A 17,251-nucleotide genomic window follows, 5' to 3' on the forward strand; every position below is an offset into this window, starting at 1 on the left:
AAGAATCAATATCATTTGCATTATTTATAATATCCAATTGATATAGATCAAAAGGATATTTAACCCGACGGTTTTATATACAGCTAATCTTAAAGTTTCATAATATTGCTTATGGTTTCATTAACCTGATTCACATTAAACTTATTTTCAACTAATGTCCGGCTTCTATTCGCCATGCTTTGCCACTTTTCAGGATTTTCTATAAACCAAATCATACGACTAACCAATACATCAATATTTCGAGCAGGCACTAACCAACCGTTATTGGCATTTTCAACAGTATCTCGGCAGCCAGGAGCATCTGTAGTTAATATTGGCCGCCCAATGCTCATTGCTTCAAGCACTGTTCGAGGTAGTCCTTCATGATAAGATGGCAAAGTATAAATATGGCAAGCTTCGATAAAAGGCTTGACATTTTTTGTTTCACCTAAATATTCGATTTGGCCGCCAGCTTGCCATTGTGTTACTTCTGCGGCACTAATTTTATCTGGCGAGCTATCATAGGGGCCCAGTAACTGAAACTTAGCTTTTGGATACTGCTGCTTAACTATTTTAGCAGCCTTAGCAAACTCTCTAATCCCCTTATCACCTAATAATCGAGCAATAAGTAAAAATGTAGGATCTTTATTCGGTAAAGGTTTCTGCTGATATTCCTCAATATCAACACCAGAACCAAAAACACGATGACATTTATCGGCTTCAGCCAAACCTAAACTAACAAAAAGCTTACGATTATCTTGATTTTGAAAAATGACACTTTTACAGTTTTTTAGGGCAAACTTATACAAGTGCTTCACAATAAAATTAATTGTATTACGCACTAATGAGCCTTTTTCAAACGCATAACCTAAACCAGTTATCATGGCATTAAACCCTTTAAAGCCGATTAAACGAGCCGCAATCCCCCCCCAAATTATCGGTTTAATCGTATAGGCAAGCACATGCTCCGGCTCTATTTCTCTGAGTGCCGATTTAATTGCCACTAAGGTTTTCAAATCTGCGAAAGGGTTTAAACCATTACGTTCAACACTATAAGATCGAAATGACGCTCCTAACGCTTCAACATCGGCCACAATTTCTGGCGTAGCTGCGGCTGTCATCACAGTAACCTCATGGCCCGCATCGACAAAATACCGAATTAATTTACCTCTAAAACTAACGATAGAGTTTGGGTAAGCACCAATAATAAGAATTTTCAAAGACAAAGCCCTACAAATTAAACGAGCTATAATTGATAAAGCTCAATACTAAATAAATCATATCAGTAATAGGGCTTACTTCCGGTAAACCAAACGATTGATTTCTTTACGTTCTTCTGACATTAAGCTAATAAAGTAAGTACATACAATATAAATAAAACCAATAATAAAACAGCCCAATATTAGCCCAGTCCAAGTTGAAGGCAAATAATTAGAAATTAGAAATGCCAATGCACCAGCGATTAGCATTACAGGTAAAGAATGTCGAATTAACTTCCAATAGAAATGAAGCATATTCAGTTTTATCGCGTGATATAAGTAGATATTTACTAATATTAGCTCACCGACAAAAAGTGTTATTGCCGTGCCCCAAGCAGCTCCAACCATCCCCATGCTTTTAACCAATATGATCGAAATAGCAACATTACCTATCGCGGTAAAAAGTAACAGTAGGCTACGCACTTTGTGCTTATTTAATGCTTGAAGCACAGCATTTGTAGACGTTTGCGCTAAGACAAACATAAACGGCAACATGGGAATAATAGCGACCCAAAAAGCCTCTAAAAACTCAGCCCCGACAAATAAAGTTATAAACAACTCTCCCAAAGCTAAAAATATAACAAAAACATAACCCAGCACGATCATCTGATATCTACCTATAGTGCTAAGCTGTGCCATAAGAACCACAGAAGACACATCTTGCTTCACCATTTGAACAATCTTAGGTGTGAAAATGTTAGATATTGCACTCGCAAACGCAATAAAACTGAACACTAATTGACTACCAATATTAAAAATTCCGAGTGTTTTACTGTTAGTTAAAGTTCCAACAATAAGATTATCTACTCGCCAATTAATTTGATTCACAATCACATTCAAGGCAATAAAAAAAGAATAAACAAATATTTCCCTCAAAGTTGCTCTATCTGGTAACACAAGTTTAAAACGTATATCAATATGTTTACGAATATATCTATAGCGTACAAAGGCATGGAGTAAATTTGTAATAGTATCGATAATAACGATAGTCAATACGCCATAATCCAATTGTAAATAGATAACCACCGCAATACAGCGTCCCAAAAACACTATAATTTCAGTCATTTTTTGAAATCTAAATCGCTGGTACGTACTTATAATGCCTGTTAGTGAGTTACTCATTAAGGTAATGACAACATTGAGTAGTAAAACAATAAATGCAGACTGTAGAACATTAATTTCACTTACCGTCATTGCTTGTTGAAATATGCTAGGCAACTTCACCCAAACTACTAAGCCAATGCAAAAAACGAACAAAGTCAAGGCACCATATATTAGAATAATGCTACTTATAAATTCCGTTTCTTTTACTTTATCATTATTGGCTTTATAGACAGACAAAAAACGAATAGTGGTATTGGCTAAACCAAACTCCAAAACAATTAAGTAACCGGCCAAAGCAGAAACTAAACTGTAAATACCATAATCGCTAACACCAAGATGGTTGATTATAAAAGGAATTAATAGCAACGCCATGACATTACGAATGGCAATTGAGCAATAGCTTAGTATCACCCCTACTCGTCTTTCACGACTATCATTTGTCATTTACGGTTCTTTTCTGTAAGTGTTATAAACAATCAACATTAATATAAAATAACTACCATATTTGCCTAAGTTCTGCAGACTAAAGCAATACAATAAAAATACAATAATCGGCAGCCAAGCTAAACGAAATAGTTGAGAGTTACCTGTGCGACTTTTTTCAGCCTGAAAGCCTAAATAGATATAGGCAGCAAATAATAAAAAACCAAGCATACCGAAGCTAACGAGTGCTTCTAACAAAGTATTATGCGGGCCAACAACTTCTGAAAATGTTCCTGCTTGCAGAAAATAGTAATTGTAATATCCTAAGTAACCATTAATACCGGCGCCAAATAAAACAAAGCTATTGGGTAACTCAAAAAAAAGTCGAATATATTCTTGCAAAATGTCACTTCTAGAACCGGTTAAATCCGAGAGATTATCACCACTAAACCTAGCGAATATGTCTAATTCACCAAGAAAAGAGGCGTCACTTACCCAATACAAACAACATATAATAAGTAAGCTATTCAAAGACATTAAAAATCGAACAAAAATATCTCCTAGTGCCGAACGGTAATAAAAAATAAAATAACTGACTAAGCTAAGAGTCGCGACAATAAAAAAGCTCCGAGAAACCGTTAATGACCCAAATGCTAACATCATCAAAATAATTGCATAAGATTTTTTTGAAATATTCTCTCTAGGTATCGTCGGTAAATAAAAATAAATAAGCAGCAAACAATACAAACCAAAATTATTTGGATCTCCTGCACCACCGGCAAAGCGAGCTATAATTTTTGTGGAATAGCTGCTCACTGGAGCAAAGTACTGATGCAATAACCCATAAAGAGTAGATAGAATTAAACCGCATAACAATGCAAAGCGTAATTGTGAAAACGAGCAGTACTTGTTTCGATCAAACATTAATAATGATGTAAAAATAAAAAATATAGACCAACGAACGGTTTGTGTAGACGCCATCACTGGGTTGTAAATAATATGCATTAACTCGTAAAGTAAAACCAGTAGCATCACAAGTAGCCCGGGTTGAAAATATTGAGTCTCTAAAACCTGAGTTAGTAAGTAACGAGCAAAAATAGCCAAGAAAATAAAAGTCAAAAGTGAAATAGAAATATAGGGGGATTGGGTGAATACTTCAGAGCAAGGCAATAAGAAAACAGTTAATTGTATACTGCGGCCAAAAGGCAAAATGATGGCACAAATAATTCCAACGAAGACAACAACTAATAATAATGGCGCACTTGAGGTTATTGCATAAAGAGTAATAAGAAGAGAGATGAGGATAACTTCAACATTAACTAACTGAGTTACCTTATTTACTATCATTTTAACTCACGTAACTTATAAAGTTGAGCTAACTTAGCTAATGCACTTTCTGTCGAGAAACCTTGCCTAAAAAAGGCTTCAGAAATCATTTCATCTGTTAGTTCAGATGCCAGTAGGCTGTTCAATTGCATAAGCCAAGAAGATAGGTTTTCTAAAGAATGAAAAGTAACTAAGCCTAATCCCATATCGGACTCTTTCGCTATAGTATTAGAAATTAAACAGGGTAAAGCTGCAGCTTGAGCCTCAAGTAAAGCGACTGACACACCTTCAAATAAGGAAGGCATAATAAAAGCCTCTGCACACTGCAATAAATCAGGAATATTTGGTGTTGCAGGTAATATGGTAAAGCGAGAAGTTAGCTTTTCATCCGCAATATTTTGTATAAAACCTGCTTTTAATGGCCCTTCCCCTACACAGACAAAATGTATAGACGAACTTAACTCTTTGTCTTTAGCCAATTGCAAAATAAACTGATGGTTCTTAACAGTCGAAAAACGTCCAACATGCAATATCAATGTTTTATCAACAGGTAATGAAAACTGAGCCTTAATTTGCGGACTATTTGCAGAGCCAGTTAAATACCTCTGAACCGAGATAGCGTTATTGATAACCGTAAAAGGCTTACTACCATATAAAAATTTACCGGCACTATCTCCACAGGCAAGATGAACATTACTTGCAGCATTTACAACATATTTAAGTATTCCCATAAAAGGCGTTAAAAATTTATTTTCTACGCCACTGGTATGAGAATGACAAACCCGAATTTTCACTCCTTTACTCTTAGCAATCCAAAGCAAAATGCCGTTTTTAAAACTATTATGAACATGCACTACATCATAGCTTGGCTGTTTTGACAGTAGCCGGTATATCGCCTTTAAATAGGTTAGTGGTTGTTGCTTTATCGTTGGAATAATGTGAATTCCCCCTCCTAATGCAACAATCTCTTCTCGTAAAGGTCCATCATTAAAACTAATAAAATCAAATTGATATTTGCTAGTATCAATATGACGATACCAATTCATCACAACAGAAGATATTCCCCCTAATGTTAGTGCTGGAATAACCTGTAATACTCTAATTTTTTTCATATTTTAAATATGCATCCAAATACCGTTGTCTTGTCGATGACAAACTATAACCTCGCTTTTCAAACTGCTGATTAATGTCCCCTTTGCCTACTATTGGTAGAAGAGATTGATCCTGTATCGCATTGGTCCAAATATCATAATCTGCTTCCAATGAAAGATATCGACAAAGGCCACAACCTATATCAGCTTCTTGTGGAATACCATCGGATAAAAGACAAGGCAATCCAGCGGCTTGAGCTTCTAATGCGGCAACGCCCAGTCCTTCATTTAGAGAGGGCATGACCATAACATCAAATAAAGACAATAATTGATCAACATCGGCCCTTTTCCCCCAAAACCTGACTTTCTTATCTAAGTGTAAGTCCTGCACCTTACTCTTAAGTTCTTCATTTAATTCACCATCGCCAATCAAATGCAAACAAAAATCGTTGCTTTTTTGCGCCATAAATTGCATTAAATTAAGTAAAAACGCGTGATTTTTAACGGCATAGAAGCGGCCAATGCAAACAATATTTAGCAATGTTGAATCAATACAAAAATCTAGTTTATCTTGTGCATCTATATCCCCTCTATGCCTAATTTTTCGAAAATCAAAGGCATTAGGGATGACATCAAAACAAGAATTATTTACTTTTTCTCCATATAAAAAATTACCCGCATCAGATGAAATGGCTAAACGGCTAGTTGCGAAACTTTTAGTCAATAGTCGACCAATTGAAAACATCAATCGAGTAGACAAATTACTTGCCCCAGTACTCGTATTTCGAGCATGGGTTATTCGAGCTCGTATTCTGGCTAAATAAGCAATGAAGACACATAACCCCGAATAATATGATGTATGCGCATGCACTGCGGTGTACTTTGGTTTTTTGCGCAATAATAGGTAAAGTTGCCAAAGGTTTTTAACAAGCCCTTTGCGTGGGCTATCAATAGTATGAATTTTACCACCGCGCGCAAGCACCTCGTCAGTAAAATAACAATGCTCGTCGGTCATAATAACAAAATCATTGACTAGAACATTAGCATCTTGAGTACGAAACAAATCCATAATACGGCTTTCAGCACCGCCAAGGTTCAAATTCATAAAAACATGCAAGACTCGTTTCGGAGTTTCAATAGAGACCATTAGAGGCATTAACCTTTCTTGATAGGTTTAGCTGGAGAACCTACCACGGTTGTGTTTGCTAACACATCGCTTAATACGACAGAATTTGCGCCGATACGGGCGTTATCACCGATAGTCACTGGTCCAAGTATTACCGCGCCAGCACCAATAAAGACATTCTTGCCAATTATTGGAATCCCATTATCAGCCTCTGCTTTTCCATTTCCGCCAATGGTAACATTTTGATATAAGCAGGTGCCCTCACCAATTTTCGCCTCCTTATGAATAACAACACCTAAACCGTTATGAAAAAAACCAACATTTTTTCCAATTTCAGCGGTATATTTAACATCACAAGCAAAAACAATACGGATATAGTAATAAATAAGTTTAGGTAAAATAGGGATTTTTCTTAAATAGCACCAACGCGATAAATAATATAAACGGACTACTGCATGCATAATGAGACTTAGATATGAAAATCAATTTGTTATTATTGTACTGTTCAATTTACTCCTGTTATATTGGAAAATAAAGTCAAAAAGCAAAAATGGAAAATTGCAGCATTAGATTTTCTAGATGCTAGCTCCTCATTATGTATAGAATCATTAAACGCACGATTGATATCTTGGCGTCGGCACTCGCATTGTTCATCCTTTCCCCAATCTATTTAATAGTATCCTATAGAGTCGCCAAAAATTTAGGGACACCGATAATATTTGCACAGAAACGACCCGGTTTAGCAGGGAAAATATTCACGATGCAAAAATTTCGCTCCATGCGTGATGCGTCCGACAAACATGGCACAGCATTACCTGACAGCGAACGCCTAACAGATTTTGGTATCAAATTAAGAAACTCCAGTTTGGACGAATTACCTGGTCTTTGGTCAGTACTAAAAGGTGACATGAGCTTAGTTGGGCCTAGGCCATTATTAGTGGAATATTTACCGCTATACTCGAAAGAACAAGCCCGCAGACATGAAGTAAAACCTGGCATTACGGGTTGGGCACAAGTCAATGGCCGCAATGCCATTAGTTGGCAAGAAAAATTCGAATTAGACGTTTGGTATGTCGATAATCAATCACTATGGTTAGATATTAAAATTATATTGCTTACCATCAAAAAAGTATTTTCACAGTCTGATATCAATGCAGATGGAGAAGCAACCATGGCTAAATTCACAGGTAAAGAATGAATAAACATAAAACATTAGTGATCATAGGTGCGGGTGGCCACGGTCGAGTGGTTGCCGACTGCGCCCAACAAGCCGGTTACCATAAAAATATTTTCTTCCTCGATGATAGTTTTGCAGAACGTAAGCATAACGCGGCATGGGAAATTAAGGGAGCTGTAAGTGATTGGGTGAGATATAGCCAAGAGGCTGATTTTATTGTCGCGCTAGGCAGTAACTTGCTGCGAGCAGAAATACTAACGCAACTACAGGCAGCGAAAGCCAGTATTGCCACTATAATTCACCCTACAGCAGCTATCAGTGAACATTGTCAGATAGGTAAAGGCGTCGTCGTATTTGCTAATGCCGTGGTAAATATCGGAACGGAGATAGCCGACGGCTGCATTATTAATACCGCCGCGACAATAGATCATGACTGCCACATAGCTGCATTTAGCCATATTTCTCCTGGCGCCAACCTTGCCGGCGGCGTTCATGTTGGCAGAATGTCTTGGCTAGGTATCGGCTGCTCAGTCATTGAATGTATCAGCATTGGAGAAAACTGCCAAGTTGGTGCCGGTGCGGTGATTACTCAAAATACTAAAAACAATTTTCTTTATCTCGGCGTACCCGCCAAAGCTATCCGCTCACTACAATCAAAATAAATAGGAATAAACGTGCTAAATACTCAATTTTCACCATGGCCGAGCTTTACTGAAGAAGAAACAGCGGCAGTTACTGCGGTATTACAATCAAACAAAGTAAACTACTGGACCGGCCAAGAAGGTAGAAAATTTGAGAAAGAATTTGCTACATATACCGATAGCAAATATGCCGTTGCAGTTGCTAATGGCACCTTGGCATTAGACCTTGCACTGCAAGCTTTAGATATCAATAAGGGCGATGAAGTTATAGTCACGTCTAGGACTTTTATCGCCTCAATCAGCAGTATTATTAACGCCGGTGCTAAGCCAATTTTTGCCGACGTTGAACTTGATAACCAAAACATCAGCGCCGCAACCATCAAAGCAGTATTAAGCGAAAAAACTAAAGCCATAATCTGTGTTCACTTAGCGGGTTGGCCTTGTGAGATGGATGACATCATGTCGTTGGCTAATGACAACAACCTGTTTATTATCGAAGACTGTGCACAAGCACATGGTACCAAATACAAAGGACGCTCAGTTGGCAGCATTGGTCATATCGGTGCTTGGTCTTTTTGCCAAGACAAAATTATGACCACAGGTGGAGAGGGCGGCATGCTAACCACTAATGATGAAAAACTCTGGCGCAAAGCATGGGCCTATAAAGATCACGGTAAATCTTACGCCGCCGTTTATGAAAAGCAACATCCACCTGGCTACCGCTGGCTACATGAAAGTTTTGGTACTAATTGGCGTTTAACAGAGATGCAATCAGCCATTGGTCGCATTCAACTTAAACACATGCCAAACTGGACAAGAAAACGCAATGAAAATGCGCGGCAAATTTTTCAGGTTTGTCAGCAATACGCTTGGCTGGTAACACCACAAATACCTGAACATATTGTCCATGCTTATTATAAATGCTACGTCATGCTAGATGAAAGTAAAGTTCCTAACGACGTTTCTCGCGACGATATCATCGACGCTATCAATGAGCTTAATGTACCTTGTTATTCGGGCAGCTGTTCTGAAGTTTATAAAGAAAAAGCATTTGATAATACATATCTAAGACCAAAAGCGGACCTAGTAAATGCCAAAAAATTAGGCGAAATTAGCTTAATGTTTTTGGTACACCCTACGCTAACATCTGACGAAATGAATACTATTTGTCAATTACTGAAACAAGCACTCGATAAAATTGATAATCAGAATTAATGTGACAAGTTATTCACATTAATTTAGCAATTAGCTGATGACAATGTAACAATATATTGCAAGAATACAAAATAAAGATCGTTAACGTAGTTCGGCGTTAAAAGCGACGTGTTGTAAGGTGTAGTCCCATGGTAAGACGAATTGATTTAATACCGAGTTCAGTTAAGCTCATGCTAGCTATTGCCTACGATTTAGTAGCCTTGACTATCGCATTTTACCTCGCCTACATTATTAGGTTAGGTGTTGATAGCGTTCAAATTTCATGGCATGAAAATATCGGTTTTATTACCGTTGTCACCTCTACGATAGCCTTATTTTATATCTTTGATGTTTACAATTCTGTTGTAAGGTTTTTTAATGCCAAAGCATTTCTTAAAATACAATTGCTACTGATTGTCGCCAGCACAATCTTATATCTTACCAGTTTTGTTTTTGACGCCTTTGTACCTCGTTCTGTTCCCATTGTTTTCCTGGTACTTGCCAGTATTCAAATTGCCGGAGTCAGAGCTCTAGTTAGTCTTATATCAAAAAAGCATTGGTTCGATGAACGTGAAGCGGTCGTTATTTATGGCGCAAGCAGCGCTGGTCGGCAATTAGTTCATGCACTTTCGCAGGGCAATAAATATCAACCACTAGCATTCTTAGATGAAAAAAAACGCTATGTTGGGCGGCGAGTATTAGGGCTTAAAATCCATTCTCACAAGAATATTGCAAAACTAATAAAAAAATATGGTCAATTCAAAGTGCTTATCGCGATTCCGAAAGTTGATCCTATTCGATTAAAGCAAATTGTTGATAAGCTTGAGCCTTATGCTCTGGAGTTGTTAATAGTTCCTGACATGTCAGATATTGTTTCTGGCAAGCGCAGTATCGATGAACTACGAGAAGTATCCGTCGATGAATTATTGGGACGCAAACCAGTAAAGCCGATACCTGAATTACTCAGTGCAAATATTACAGATAAAATCGTTATGGTTTCGGGTGCTGGTGGCTCCATTGGCAAAGAACTATGTCGCCAGATTGTAACAAACAAGCCAAAAGAACTTATCTTACTTGATGTTAGTGAAGCACTACTTTATGAAATTCATCAAGAACTCAGTGAAGTGCTAAAAGAAACTAACAATGATCTGCACATAGAGCCGCTAATCGGAAACGTACAAAACGGCATGTTAATGACGCATATTTTCCATAAGCATAAAGTGCAAACAATATATCATGCTGCCGCATACAAGCATGTGCCTATGGTAGAAAACAATGTTATTGCCGGTGTCACTAACAACGTTCTCGGTACGCATGAAATCGCTCAAGCAGCAATTTATTGTGAAGTTGAAACCTTTGTCCTTATTTCAACTGATAAAGCGGTAAGGCCAACCAATGTAATGGGAGCAACTAAGCGCTTGGCTGAACTGGTGTTACAAGGTTTCGCTAAAAAAGATCACAATACTCGCTTTGTCATGGTTCGCTTCGGTAATGTCTTAGGCTCATCTGGCTCAGTGGTACCACTGTTTAAAAAGCAAATTAAGCGTGGCGGCCCGATCACCATTACTCACCCAGATATTATTCGATACTTCATGACCATTCCCGAAGCCGCACAATTGGTTATTCAAGCGGGAGCTATGGGCACCGGTGGTGATGTTTTTGTATTAGATATGGGTAACCCGGTAAAAATTGTCGATTTGGCTTATAAAATGACCCATTTAATGGGGCTAACAATTAAAGACGACAGTAACCCAAATGGTGATATTGCCATACAATATAGTGGTTTACGTCCTGGTGAAAAACTCTATGAAGAGCTGTTAATCGATGATAATGCCAAAAAAACCACTCATCAACGCATTTTAACTGCCAATGAACGTTCATTACATTGGAGTGACGTTGCCATCATCATCGACCAATTAAAAGACGCCATGCGTGATGAAAATGAAGCAAAAATTCGTCAATTATTAATTGCCGCACCGCTTGATTATCAACCTGCTCCAAATAACATCGAGACGAATAAAGCAGCTAAGCAAGACGATGTTGCGTAGCTGACAACCTCACTACCGCTACGCTAATGCTTTAACAACATTAACCAAGCATTTGCGTAATCCGGTAGGTGCTTATTCGCCTGATGGTAGTCTTGCCAGCCAAAATAACTATCAACCAATAAATCGAGCTGGAATAAGTTATTGTCAAAAGCGCCACCTTGATCAGATAAAATACCTAAACGAGAGACATTCTCGCCAGCAATATCGTAGCTAACCATAAACAGCTTACCTAACCCCAATTCAGCCACATTACCCGCAAAGGAAACTTGCGGTGCTATTGCAATCTTACTATCAAGCGTTTCACCGTAGCCCATAATGCTAGGCACTTCGGAAAAATACCAATAACGCGCTTGCTCACGCTTTCCTATCGCATAATCATAGGCAATGCCATTATTGCGATGAACATTAAAATAACGACGCTCACCATTAACTTCAACAACACCAGTACCTTGCAATAACACATCATGCAATGCTTCTTCAGTTAGCCATATCAAAGGTTTTGCCAATTTTTTTTCTTCTAATACACCAGCAATCACTTGCTGACGTGTGTATTGATGACGGGCTAGCGATAAATTCTCGTTTGCTTCATTTAATCCTAAACCTTGCTCATCATGAGGTAAGGCGTAAAGTGCCTGACTATATTGCGATGTTTTTACGTCACTAGCAGTTAGCAATTTGGTGTAATACTTGGTTAAGAATATTTTATCTTCAGGTATGGCGTTCAACATTCTAGTTTTAACTTCACTAGTGCTTTTTAGTGCGATAGCACGTGCGGTTTTAACATCAGGAGTCCAACGGTAGAATTCAAAATTTTCACGTAAGAAATTATTATCATGAAGGCGACTATTACGCTTTGCACGAACGTCTTCTCTGTATACTCGACAAATAAATGCCAAGGTCTGCTCTACCCTTTTCAGCGTCACCTTTTCATCAAAAACCGTACCTGCATGCACGGCAAACTTATCTTCAGAAAACTGCGCTAAATAACCTTTAGTTTCATCTGCAACATCACACAAAGCACTGGCTTTAAAACTCGCCATTTTTCCTAACATTGGCGCTTTATCTAAGGTAAAAAAACTGTCGGAAGTTTTCGCCACACAATTAAAACAAACCGTAAGCGAAACGAAAAAATATAAACCAAGGCGCATAGCAGCAAATCATAAGGTTGAAGATAGCACCATGGTATGACAATCCCAAAGGCTGCGCCACTATGGCACTTAAATTATTAATGCAATTTCGTTACTACAACACTTGCAAATATGCTGAGTATTTTATCAATAAACCTTGCTGCCTCGCTAAATATAGTGATAATCGGGCAAGGTTTTATTTGCGTATCGGTTATTAGTGAGTATTAAGTGCAATTATTAGAAATAGAATGTTTAGGGAAAACGCTGCGATTAGAAGGTTCAATGGCTGGGTGGCAGCAGCTATTTTGGGATAATCAATGTGTTTCACAAATTAATGCCAATGCCGACAACGAGTCATTTTTTCATCAATTTGCCTTGCAAACTGAACAAGGCGAATTACCAATTGAACTTAAAGGCTCATTGCAGTGGCAGCCATTCGCATTGCAATTTCAGCTGTTAGTTAATAACGAGCTTGTTCACGACAATTCTCTCGATGAAAAAGACATTGAGCAACGCCAAATCACCAAAGGTGAAAAGCAACCGATCAAATTTAGTTTCATTGGCTTGGCAGGCCTTGGCTTAAAGTTACTAAAAAGCGCTAAAGTAATTAAAGTGCTGTTTGCCACCGGCAGCCTGGCAGCCTATAGCTGGTTATTTTCTATTGAATTTGCCATCGCATTAATTCTTTGTTTGGTTTTTCACGAATATGGCCATATCAAAGCAATGAAATACTTTGGCTTGAAAACCAAAGGCATTTATCTCATCCCCTTTGTTGGTGGCTTAGCACTTAGTGACGACAAAATTAATACCCGCTGGCAAGATATCGTTATTTCCATCATGGGGCCTTTCTTCGGCTTAATACTATCTATCGCCTGCTTAGTAGGTTATTGGCTGACTGATATTGAAATACTCGCCGGCATCGCGGTATTTAATGCCCTACTAAATTTGTTTAATTTGTTACCGATACTGCCATTAGACGGTGGCCACGTACTTAAAAGCATCGCCTTTTCAATTAATTCAAAGTTAGGTTTAGTGGCTTGTATATTAGGCGCAGTATTGGGCATTTATCTTAGTTATCACTTTGGCTTAGCACTATTAGGCTTCTTACTGGCTATTGGTAGCATAGAAATATTCTTTGAATATAAAAGTCGACATTTAAGTCAGTTACTACCACTTAATCGTTATGCACAAATTGTATCAGCCATATGGTATGTGATCACCGTTGGCGGTTTAGCGGCTATTATTTGGCTGGTTGGCCAAACGGGTAACGAGGCATTATCGCTGCCACTTAAAATATTAGGCAGTTAAACAGTTAGTTACGCTAGTAGATAAAAGGAATAGTTGATGATTTCAAAAAAAGTAAGAGAATTATTCGTTTCATTAATGGAAGCAACAAACGATGCTCCTGTTTGCTACGATGTTGAAACTGAGCAATACTGCGGATTTTTCAATACTGCAGTTGTTGATAAGTACATTGAATTAGGCGCACTAGAGCTGGTGGAAGGTGGCAGCAATAGCGCCACCACGATATTGCTTAACAACAGAGGTGATTTTCTCAGCTCGTTCGCCGCCGGTGTAAGAGAAGCAAAAAACGGCGCTGATCAATCTTATGCCGACTATAACGCTAACCCTTTTGCCTTTTCGGTTGGTTATGAACACTTCCACCAAATATCCAAGAAAAAACGCCAGTTAACTAGCTATATTTGCCATGGTTTTGAAAATGATGAAACGGGCTTAATCCACCAACAATAATACTCATTCAGAATAATCGTTACTTATCTTCAAGTAACTCAGTTAAACAGGCTAATTGCTCTGTTAATGAAGCCACTTGTTGCTCCAACTCCGTTACACGCTGAACTAAATGATTATCGCATTCTGCAGGCTTAACCACTGTTTCAGTGTCTTTATATTGTGCTACATAGCTTTCATCAAGATCTGAGAATAAATGCACATAGCGTGATTCTCTCTTACCTGGCTCTCGTTCGAGTTTTTTAACCAGAATTTGATTATTTAAGTTTTGTAACTGGTTTAATGCGGTTTCAACTTCACTAACATCAGCGAAGTCCGCTAAACGATTCGTGCGAGTTCTTAATTCACCCGGCGTTTGCGGCCCCCGTAGCAATAGCACACAAATAATGGCTCTTTGCTGAGGGGTGAATTTCAAATTACTAAACTCAGTATTACAAAAGCGATGAAAATACTTACTGACTCGACCAGAGGCTTTGTGATCTATCATTAACTGGTTCATTTTCACCAGTTCATCAACGCTATTTTGTACGGCAGCTTCTGATAGCGACATCACTGGCTCACGGTTACTTTTTTGGTTACAGCCGGTGGTAATGCCGTTGATAGACAGAGGGTATTGTTCAGGTGTGGTGGTTTCTTTTTCTAGCATTACGCCAATAATGCGGCATTGCTCTGCGGATAGTGTGATCATATAGAAGGCATCCTTAGTAAAGTGCCTAGTTATATCAAGCAATTAACATTTTTACTATGACATCGTGCTTAATTTCCCATAAAAAAAGCCATAGTCTAACAATCAGTAAACTATGGCTTTTTATCATTGAAAACAAATCATTCTATATTCTGGATCTGCTCACGCATTTGCTCAATCAACACTTTTAATTCAACAGCTGAATTGGTGATATCAGCATTAATTGATTTTGAGCCTAAGGTGTTTGCTTCTCGATTAAATTCTTGCATCATGAAGTCTAATCGACGACCTTGTGCGCCACCTTTTTTCAATATACTGCGAGTTTCTTTTACGTGGCTGAATAAGCGGTCAATTTCTTCGTCAACATCCATTTTTTGCGCGAGTAAAACAAGCTCTTGCTCAACACGTGACGATTCAAGCTCAATATTCGCATCAGCAAACTTGTCCGTAATGCGTTTTCGTTGCCATGCAATAACTTCCGGCATATGCCCTTTTACTAATTCCGCTTGCGCGATGATGCCGTCTAGGCGTTGCTCAATAAGCGCTTTCATATTGGCACCTTCATCGGCGCGTGCAGCGATGAAGTCTTTCAGCGCCTGATCAAAGCCAGCAAGAATTTCAGCTTGAATAGCATTCATATCCGATTCTTCTGCTTCCATCACGCCCGGCCAGCGCATGATTTCTACAGGGTTAATTTGGCTATTTAATGTTTGCTCATTGATCCAATTTGCATGCTTTAGCAAATTTTCAGCAAGTGCAGTATTCATTGTTAAATTACTTTTTTCGCCTGCGTTAGCATTAAAACGCAGGTTACATTCAACTTTACCGCGATTTAACTGCTTACGAAAACGTTCACGTAACACTGGCTCTATGCTTCTAAATTGCTCAGGTAAACGAAAGTAAGTTTCGAGAAAGCGTTGGTTTACGCTGCGAATTTCCCATACGGCATTCCCCCATTCCCCCTTGACTTCATGGCGAGCGAATGCTGTCATACTGTGGATCATAGAATTTCCTAAATGCTTATATTTATCTTAAGGGAATTATGCCTGAGGTAGGCACCGGTATCTACTTCAATGTTTTAAATATCCTTTTGTCTAACTATGCTCATAGCGTATTTCAAAGGTTGTTTACAATAAAATGAATGATCAAATAGTAATTTAAAATAAACCGAGGACAATTTAACGGCGATGCAAATAGAAAATAAAGATACTAATAAACAATTAGAGCTATGCAGACAATATTTCGCCTCCGGCCAAATTGATAAACTCAATGAAATTTTTTTACCGCTATTAGACAAAAAAATACCAGAAGCACTGCTGACAAAAGTTGATTTTTTAATGCAGAAAGACCCGAATCAAGGCATAGGATATTTATTACAACTAGCCCAAGAAGGTCTGCAAATGGCCAACTACAAAATGGCAATGCTGTTGTATTTTCATCCCGAGTTAACCTTAGATTTCAATACCTATTTAAAACAAGCTTATAAGCTTAAAGAGGAGCCTGCGATAATCGTTTGCGCCTATTTAGCCTGCGCAAATCAAAAACCTGAACTAGCCCAAGAAATTTTACTTTCTCACGCCGATATTTTTAAAACTAATGAGCTACTCAATGCACTAAATTTAACTAGTCAATGCACTACGACGAAAAAACCTAGCTACCAAAGTTTTAACCGCTCGAATACCCAACATACCTTAAAGTACCATAATCATGAGATTTCACTTGCTACGGTTGATAGTTTCCTTAATGAATTTGAATGTGTATGGCTAAAATATCGGAGTCAAAGTTTTCTAGAGCCGTCAATGGTAGTCGACGGTGAAAGCGGTAAAAGAATACAAAGCCCGATTAGAACTAACCAATTTAGTCAGTTGGTTCCAACGTCCAACGATTGGATATTGCTTGATATCGAGCAACGTATTAGCAAACTCATCAACTTGCCTATTACTCATGGTGAATTAAGTAATATTCTTTATTATCAGAAGGGAAATGAATACAAAGCCCATTATGATTTTTTTCATCCAAAAGATCCTGGCTCTGCATTAGCAATGCAAGATGGAGGGCAAAGAGTGAGAACCGTACTTTGCTATTTATCGCCGGCTGACGAAGGCGGAGAAACCTGTTTCCCACGTATATCAGAGAAGATAGCTGGCCATAGAGGCCAGCTAATTGTATTTGACAACGTCAGCAAGCAATTAAGTCCGTTACCGCCGTCCTTACATCAAAGTTTACCCGTAATATCAGGTGAGAAATGGATACTTAGTAAATGGTACCGGTCCAACGAAACTAGCTATAAAACTAATCTCGTCGAACTGAATTTATAACTAA

16 protein-coding genes are annotated in these 17,251 nt (G+C 38.3%); 7 read left to right on the top strand and 9 right to left on the bottom strand.

The window, feature by feature from the left end; all coding sequences use genetic code 11:
- Window positions 1–89: 89 nt before the first annotated feature.
- The 6 genes from AC27JP_RS16230 to AC27JP_RS16255 all read right to left on the bottom strand — a co-directional run bounded on the left by AC27JP_RS16230 (window position 90) and on the right by AC27JP_RS16255 (window position 6,769).
- On the bottom strand, window positions 90–1,199 hold the full coding sequence (locus AC27JP_RS16230) for a glycosyltransferase family 4 protein (RefSeq protein ID WP_487116927.1): 1,110 nt from the start codon (window positions 1,197–1,199) through the stop codon (window positions 90–92).
- Between the two features lie 75 nt (window positions 1,200–1,274).
- Window positions 1,275–2,786 (bottom strand): oligosaccharide flippase family protein, encoded by a 1,512-nt coding sequence (locus AC27JP_RS16235; protein WP_487116929.1) that lies wholly within the window; start codon window positions 2,784–2,786, stop codon window positions 1,275–1,277.
- A complete protein-coding gene (locus AC27JP_RS16240; RefSeq protein WP_487116931.1) occupies window positions 2,787–4,112 on the bottom strand; it encodes an O-antigen ligase family protein in 1,326 nt (441 codons plus the stop codon).
- Window positions 4,109–5,203, bottom strand: a complete 1,095-nt coding sequence (locus AC27JP_RS16245) for a glycosyltransferase (protein WP_487116933.1) — start codon at window positions 5,201–5,203, stop codon at window positions 4,109–4,111. Before AC27JP_RS16245 ends, AC27JP_RS16240 begins: the two co-directional genes overlap by 4 nt.
- Window positions 5,190–6,287, bottom strand: a complete 1,098-nt coding sequence (locus tag AC27JP_RS16250; RefSeq protein WP_487116935.1) for a glycosyltransferase — start codon at window positions 6,285–6,287, stop codon at window positions 5,190–5,192. Before AC27JP_RS16250 ends, AC27JP_RS16245 begins: the two co-directional genes overlap by 14 nt.
- 50 nt (window positions 6,288–6,337) lie before the next feature.
- Window positions 6,338–6,769, bottom strand: a complete 432-nt coding sequence (locus AC27JP_RS16255; protein WP_487116937.1) for a serine O-acetyltransferase — start codon at window positions 6,767–6,769, stop codon at window positions 6,338–6,340.
- Between the two features lie 146 nt (window positions 6,770–6,915).
- Here AC27JP_RS16255 and AC27JP_RS16260 point away from each other — a divergent pair, with 146 nt between their 5' ends.
- The 4 genes from AC27JP_RS16260 to AC27JP_RS16275 all read left to right on the top strand — a co-directional run bounded on the left by AC27JP_RS16260 (window position 6,916) and on the right by AC27JP_RS16275 (window position 11,368).
- Window positions 6,916–7,506 (top strand): sugar transferase, encoded by a 591-nt coding sequence (locus tag AC27JP_RS16260; RefSeq protein ID WP_487117013.1) that lies wholly within the window; start codon window positions 6,916–6,918, stop codon window positions 7,504–7,506.
- Entirely contained in the window at window positions 7,503–8,147 is a 645-nt protein-coding gene (locus tag AC27JP_RS16265) for an acetyltransferase (protein WP_487116939.1), read from the top strand. Before AC27JP_RS16260 ends, AC27JP_RS16265 begins: the two co-directional genes overlap by 4 nt.
- A 12-nt stretch (window positions 8,148–8,159) precedes the next feature.
- Window positions 8,160–9,341, top strand: a complete 1,182-nt coding sequence (locus AC27JP_RS16270) for a DegT/DnrJ/EryC1/StrS family aminotransferase (RefSeq protein WP_487116941.1) — start codon at window positions 8,160–8,162, stop codon at window positions 9,339–9,341.
- 128 nt (window positions 9,342–9,469) lie between these two features.
- Complete coding sequence (locus AC27JP_RS16275) at window positions 9,470–11,368, top strand: polysaccharide biosynthesis protein (RefSeq protein ID WP_487116943.1); 1,899 nt, start codon at window positions 9,470–9,472, stop codon at window positions 11,366–11,368.
- Between the two features lie 23 nt (window positions 11,369–11,391).
- Here the strand turns inward: AC27JP_RS16275 and AC27JP_RS16280 are convergent, their stop codons facing one another.
- Window positions 11,392–12,465: an MltA domain-containing protein gene (locus tag AC27JP_RS16280; protein ID WP_487116945.1), complete on the bottom strand. Its 1,074-nt coding sequence runs from the start codon at window positions 12,463–12,465 to the stop codon at window positions 11,392–11,394.
- 258 nt (window positions 12,466–12,723) lie between these two features.
- Here AC27JP_RS16280 and AC27JP_RS16285 point away from each other — a divergent pair, with 258 nt between their 5' ends.
- Window positions 12,724–13,803 (top strand): metalloprotease, encoded by a 1,080-nt coding sequence (locus tag AC27JP_RS16285; RefSeq protein ID WP_487116947.1) that lies wholly within the window; start codon window positions 12,724–12,726, stop codon window positions 13,801–13,803.
- A gap of 36 nt (window positions 13,804–13,839) precedes the next feature.
- On the top strand, window positions 13,840–14,247 hold the full coding sequence (locus tag AC27JP_RS16290) for a hypothetical protein (protein ID WP_487116949.1): 408 nt from the start codon (window positions 13,840–13,842) through the stop codon (window positions 14,245–14,247).
- Between the two features lie 19 nt (window positions 14,248–14,266).
- On the opposite strand, the gene AC27JP_RS16295 is transcribed toward AC27JP_RS16290, so the two are convergent.
- Window positions 14,267–14,932 carry a YceH family protein gene (locus AC27JP_RS16295; RefSeq protein WP_487116951.1) on the bottom strand — a complete coding sequence of 222 codons (666 nt, stop codon included), beginning with the start codon at window positions 14,930–14,932 and terminating at the stop codon, window positions 14,267–14,269.
- Window positions 14,933–15,069: 137 nt separating this feature from the next.
- Window positions 15,070–15,933 (bottom strand): YicC/YloC family endoribonuclease, encoded by an 864-nt coding sequence (locus AC27JP_RS16300; protein ID WP_487116953.1) that lies wholly within the window; start codon window positions 15,931–15,933, stop codon window positions 15,070–15,072.
- 183 nt (window positions 15,934–16,116) lie between these two features.
- Between AC27JP_RS16300 and AC27JP_RS16305 the strand changes: the two genes are divergently transcribed.
- Window positions 16,117–17,247 (top strand): 2OG-Fe(II) oxygenase, encoded by a 1,131-nt coding sequence (locus tag AC27JP_RS16305; RefSeq protein ID WP_487116955.1) that lies wholly within the window; start codon window positions 16,117–16,119, stop codon window positions 17,245–17,247.
- Window positions 17,248–17,251 lie beyond the last annotated feature (4 nt).

Source organism: Colwellia sp. SU-HH01172 (assembly GCF_057553355.1).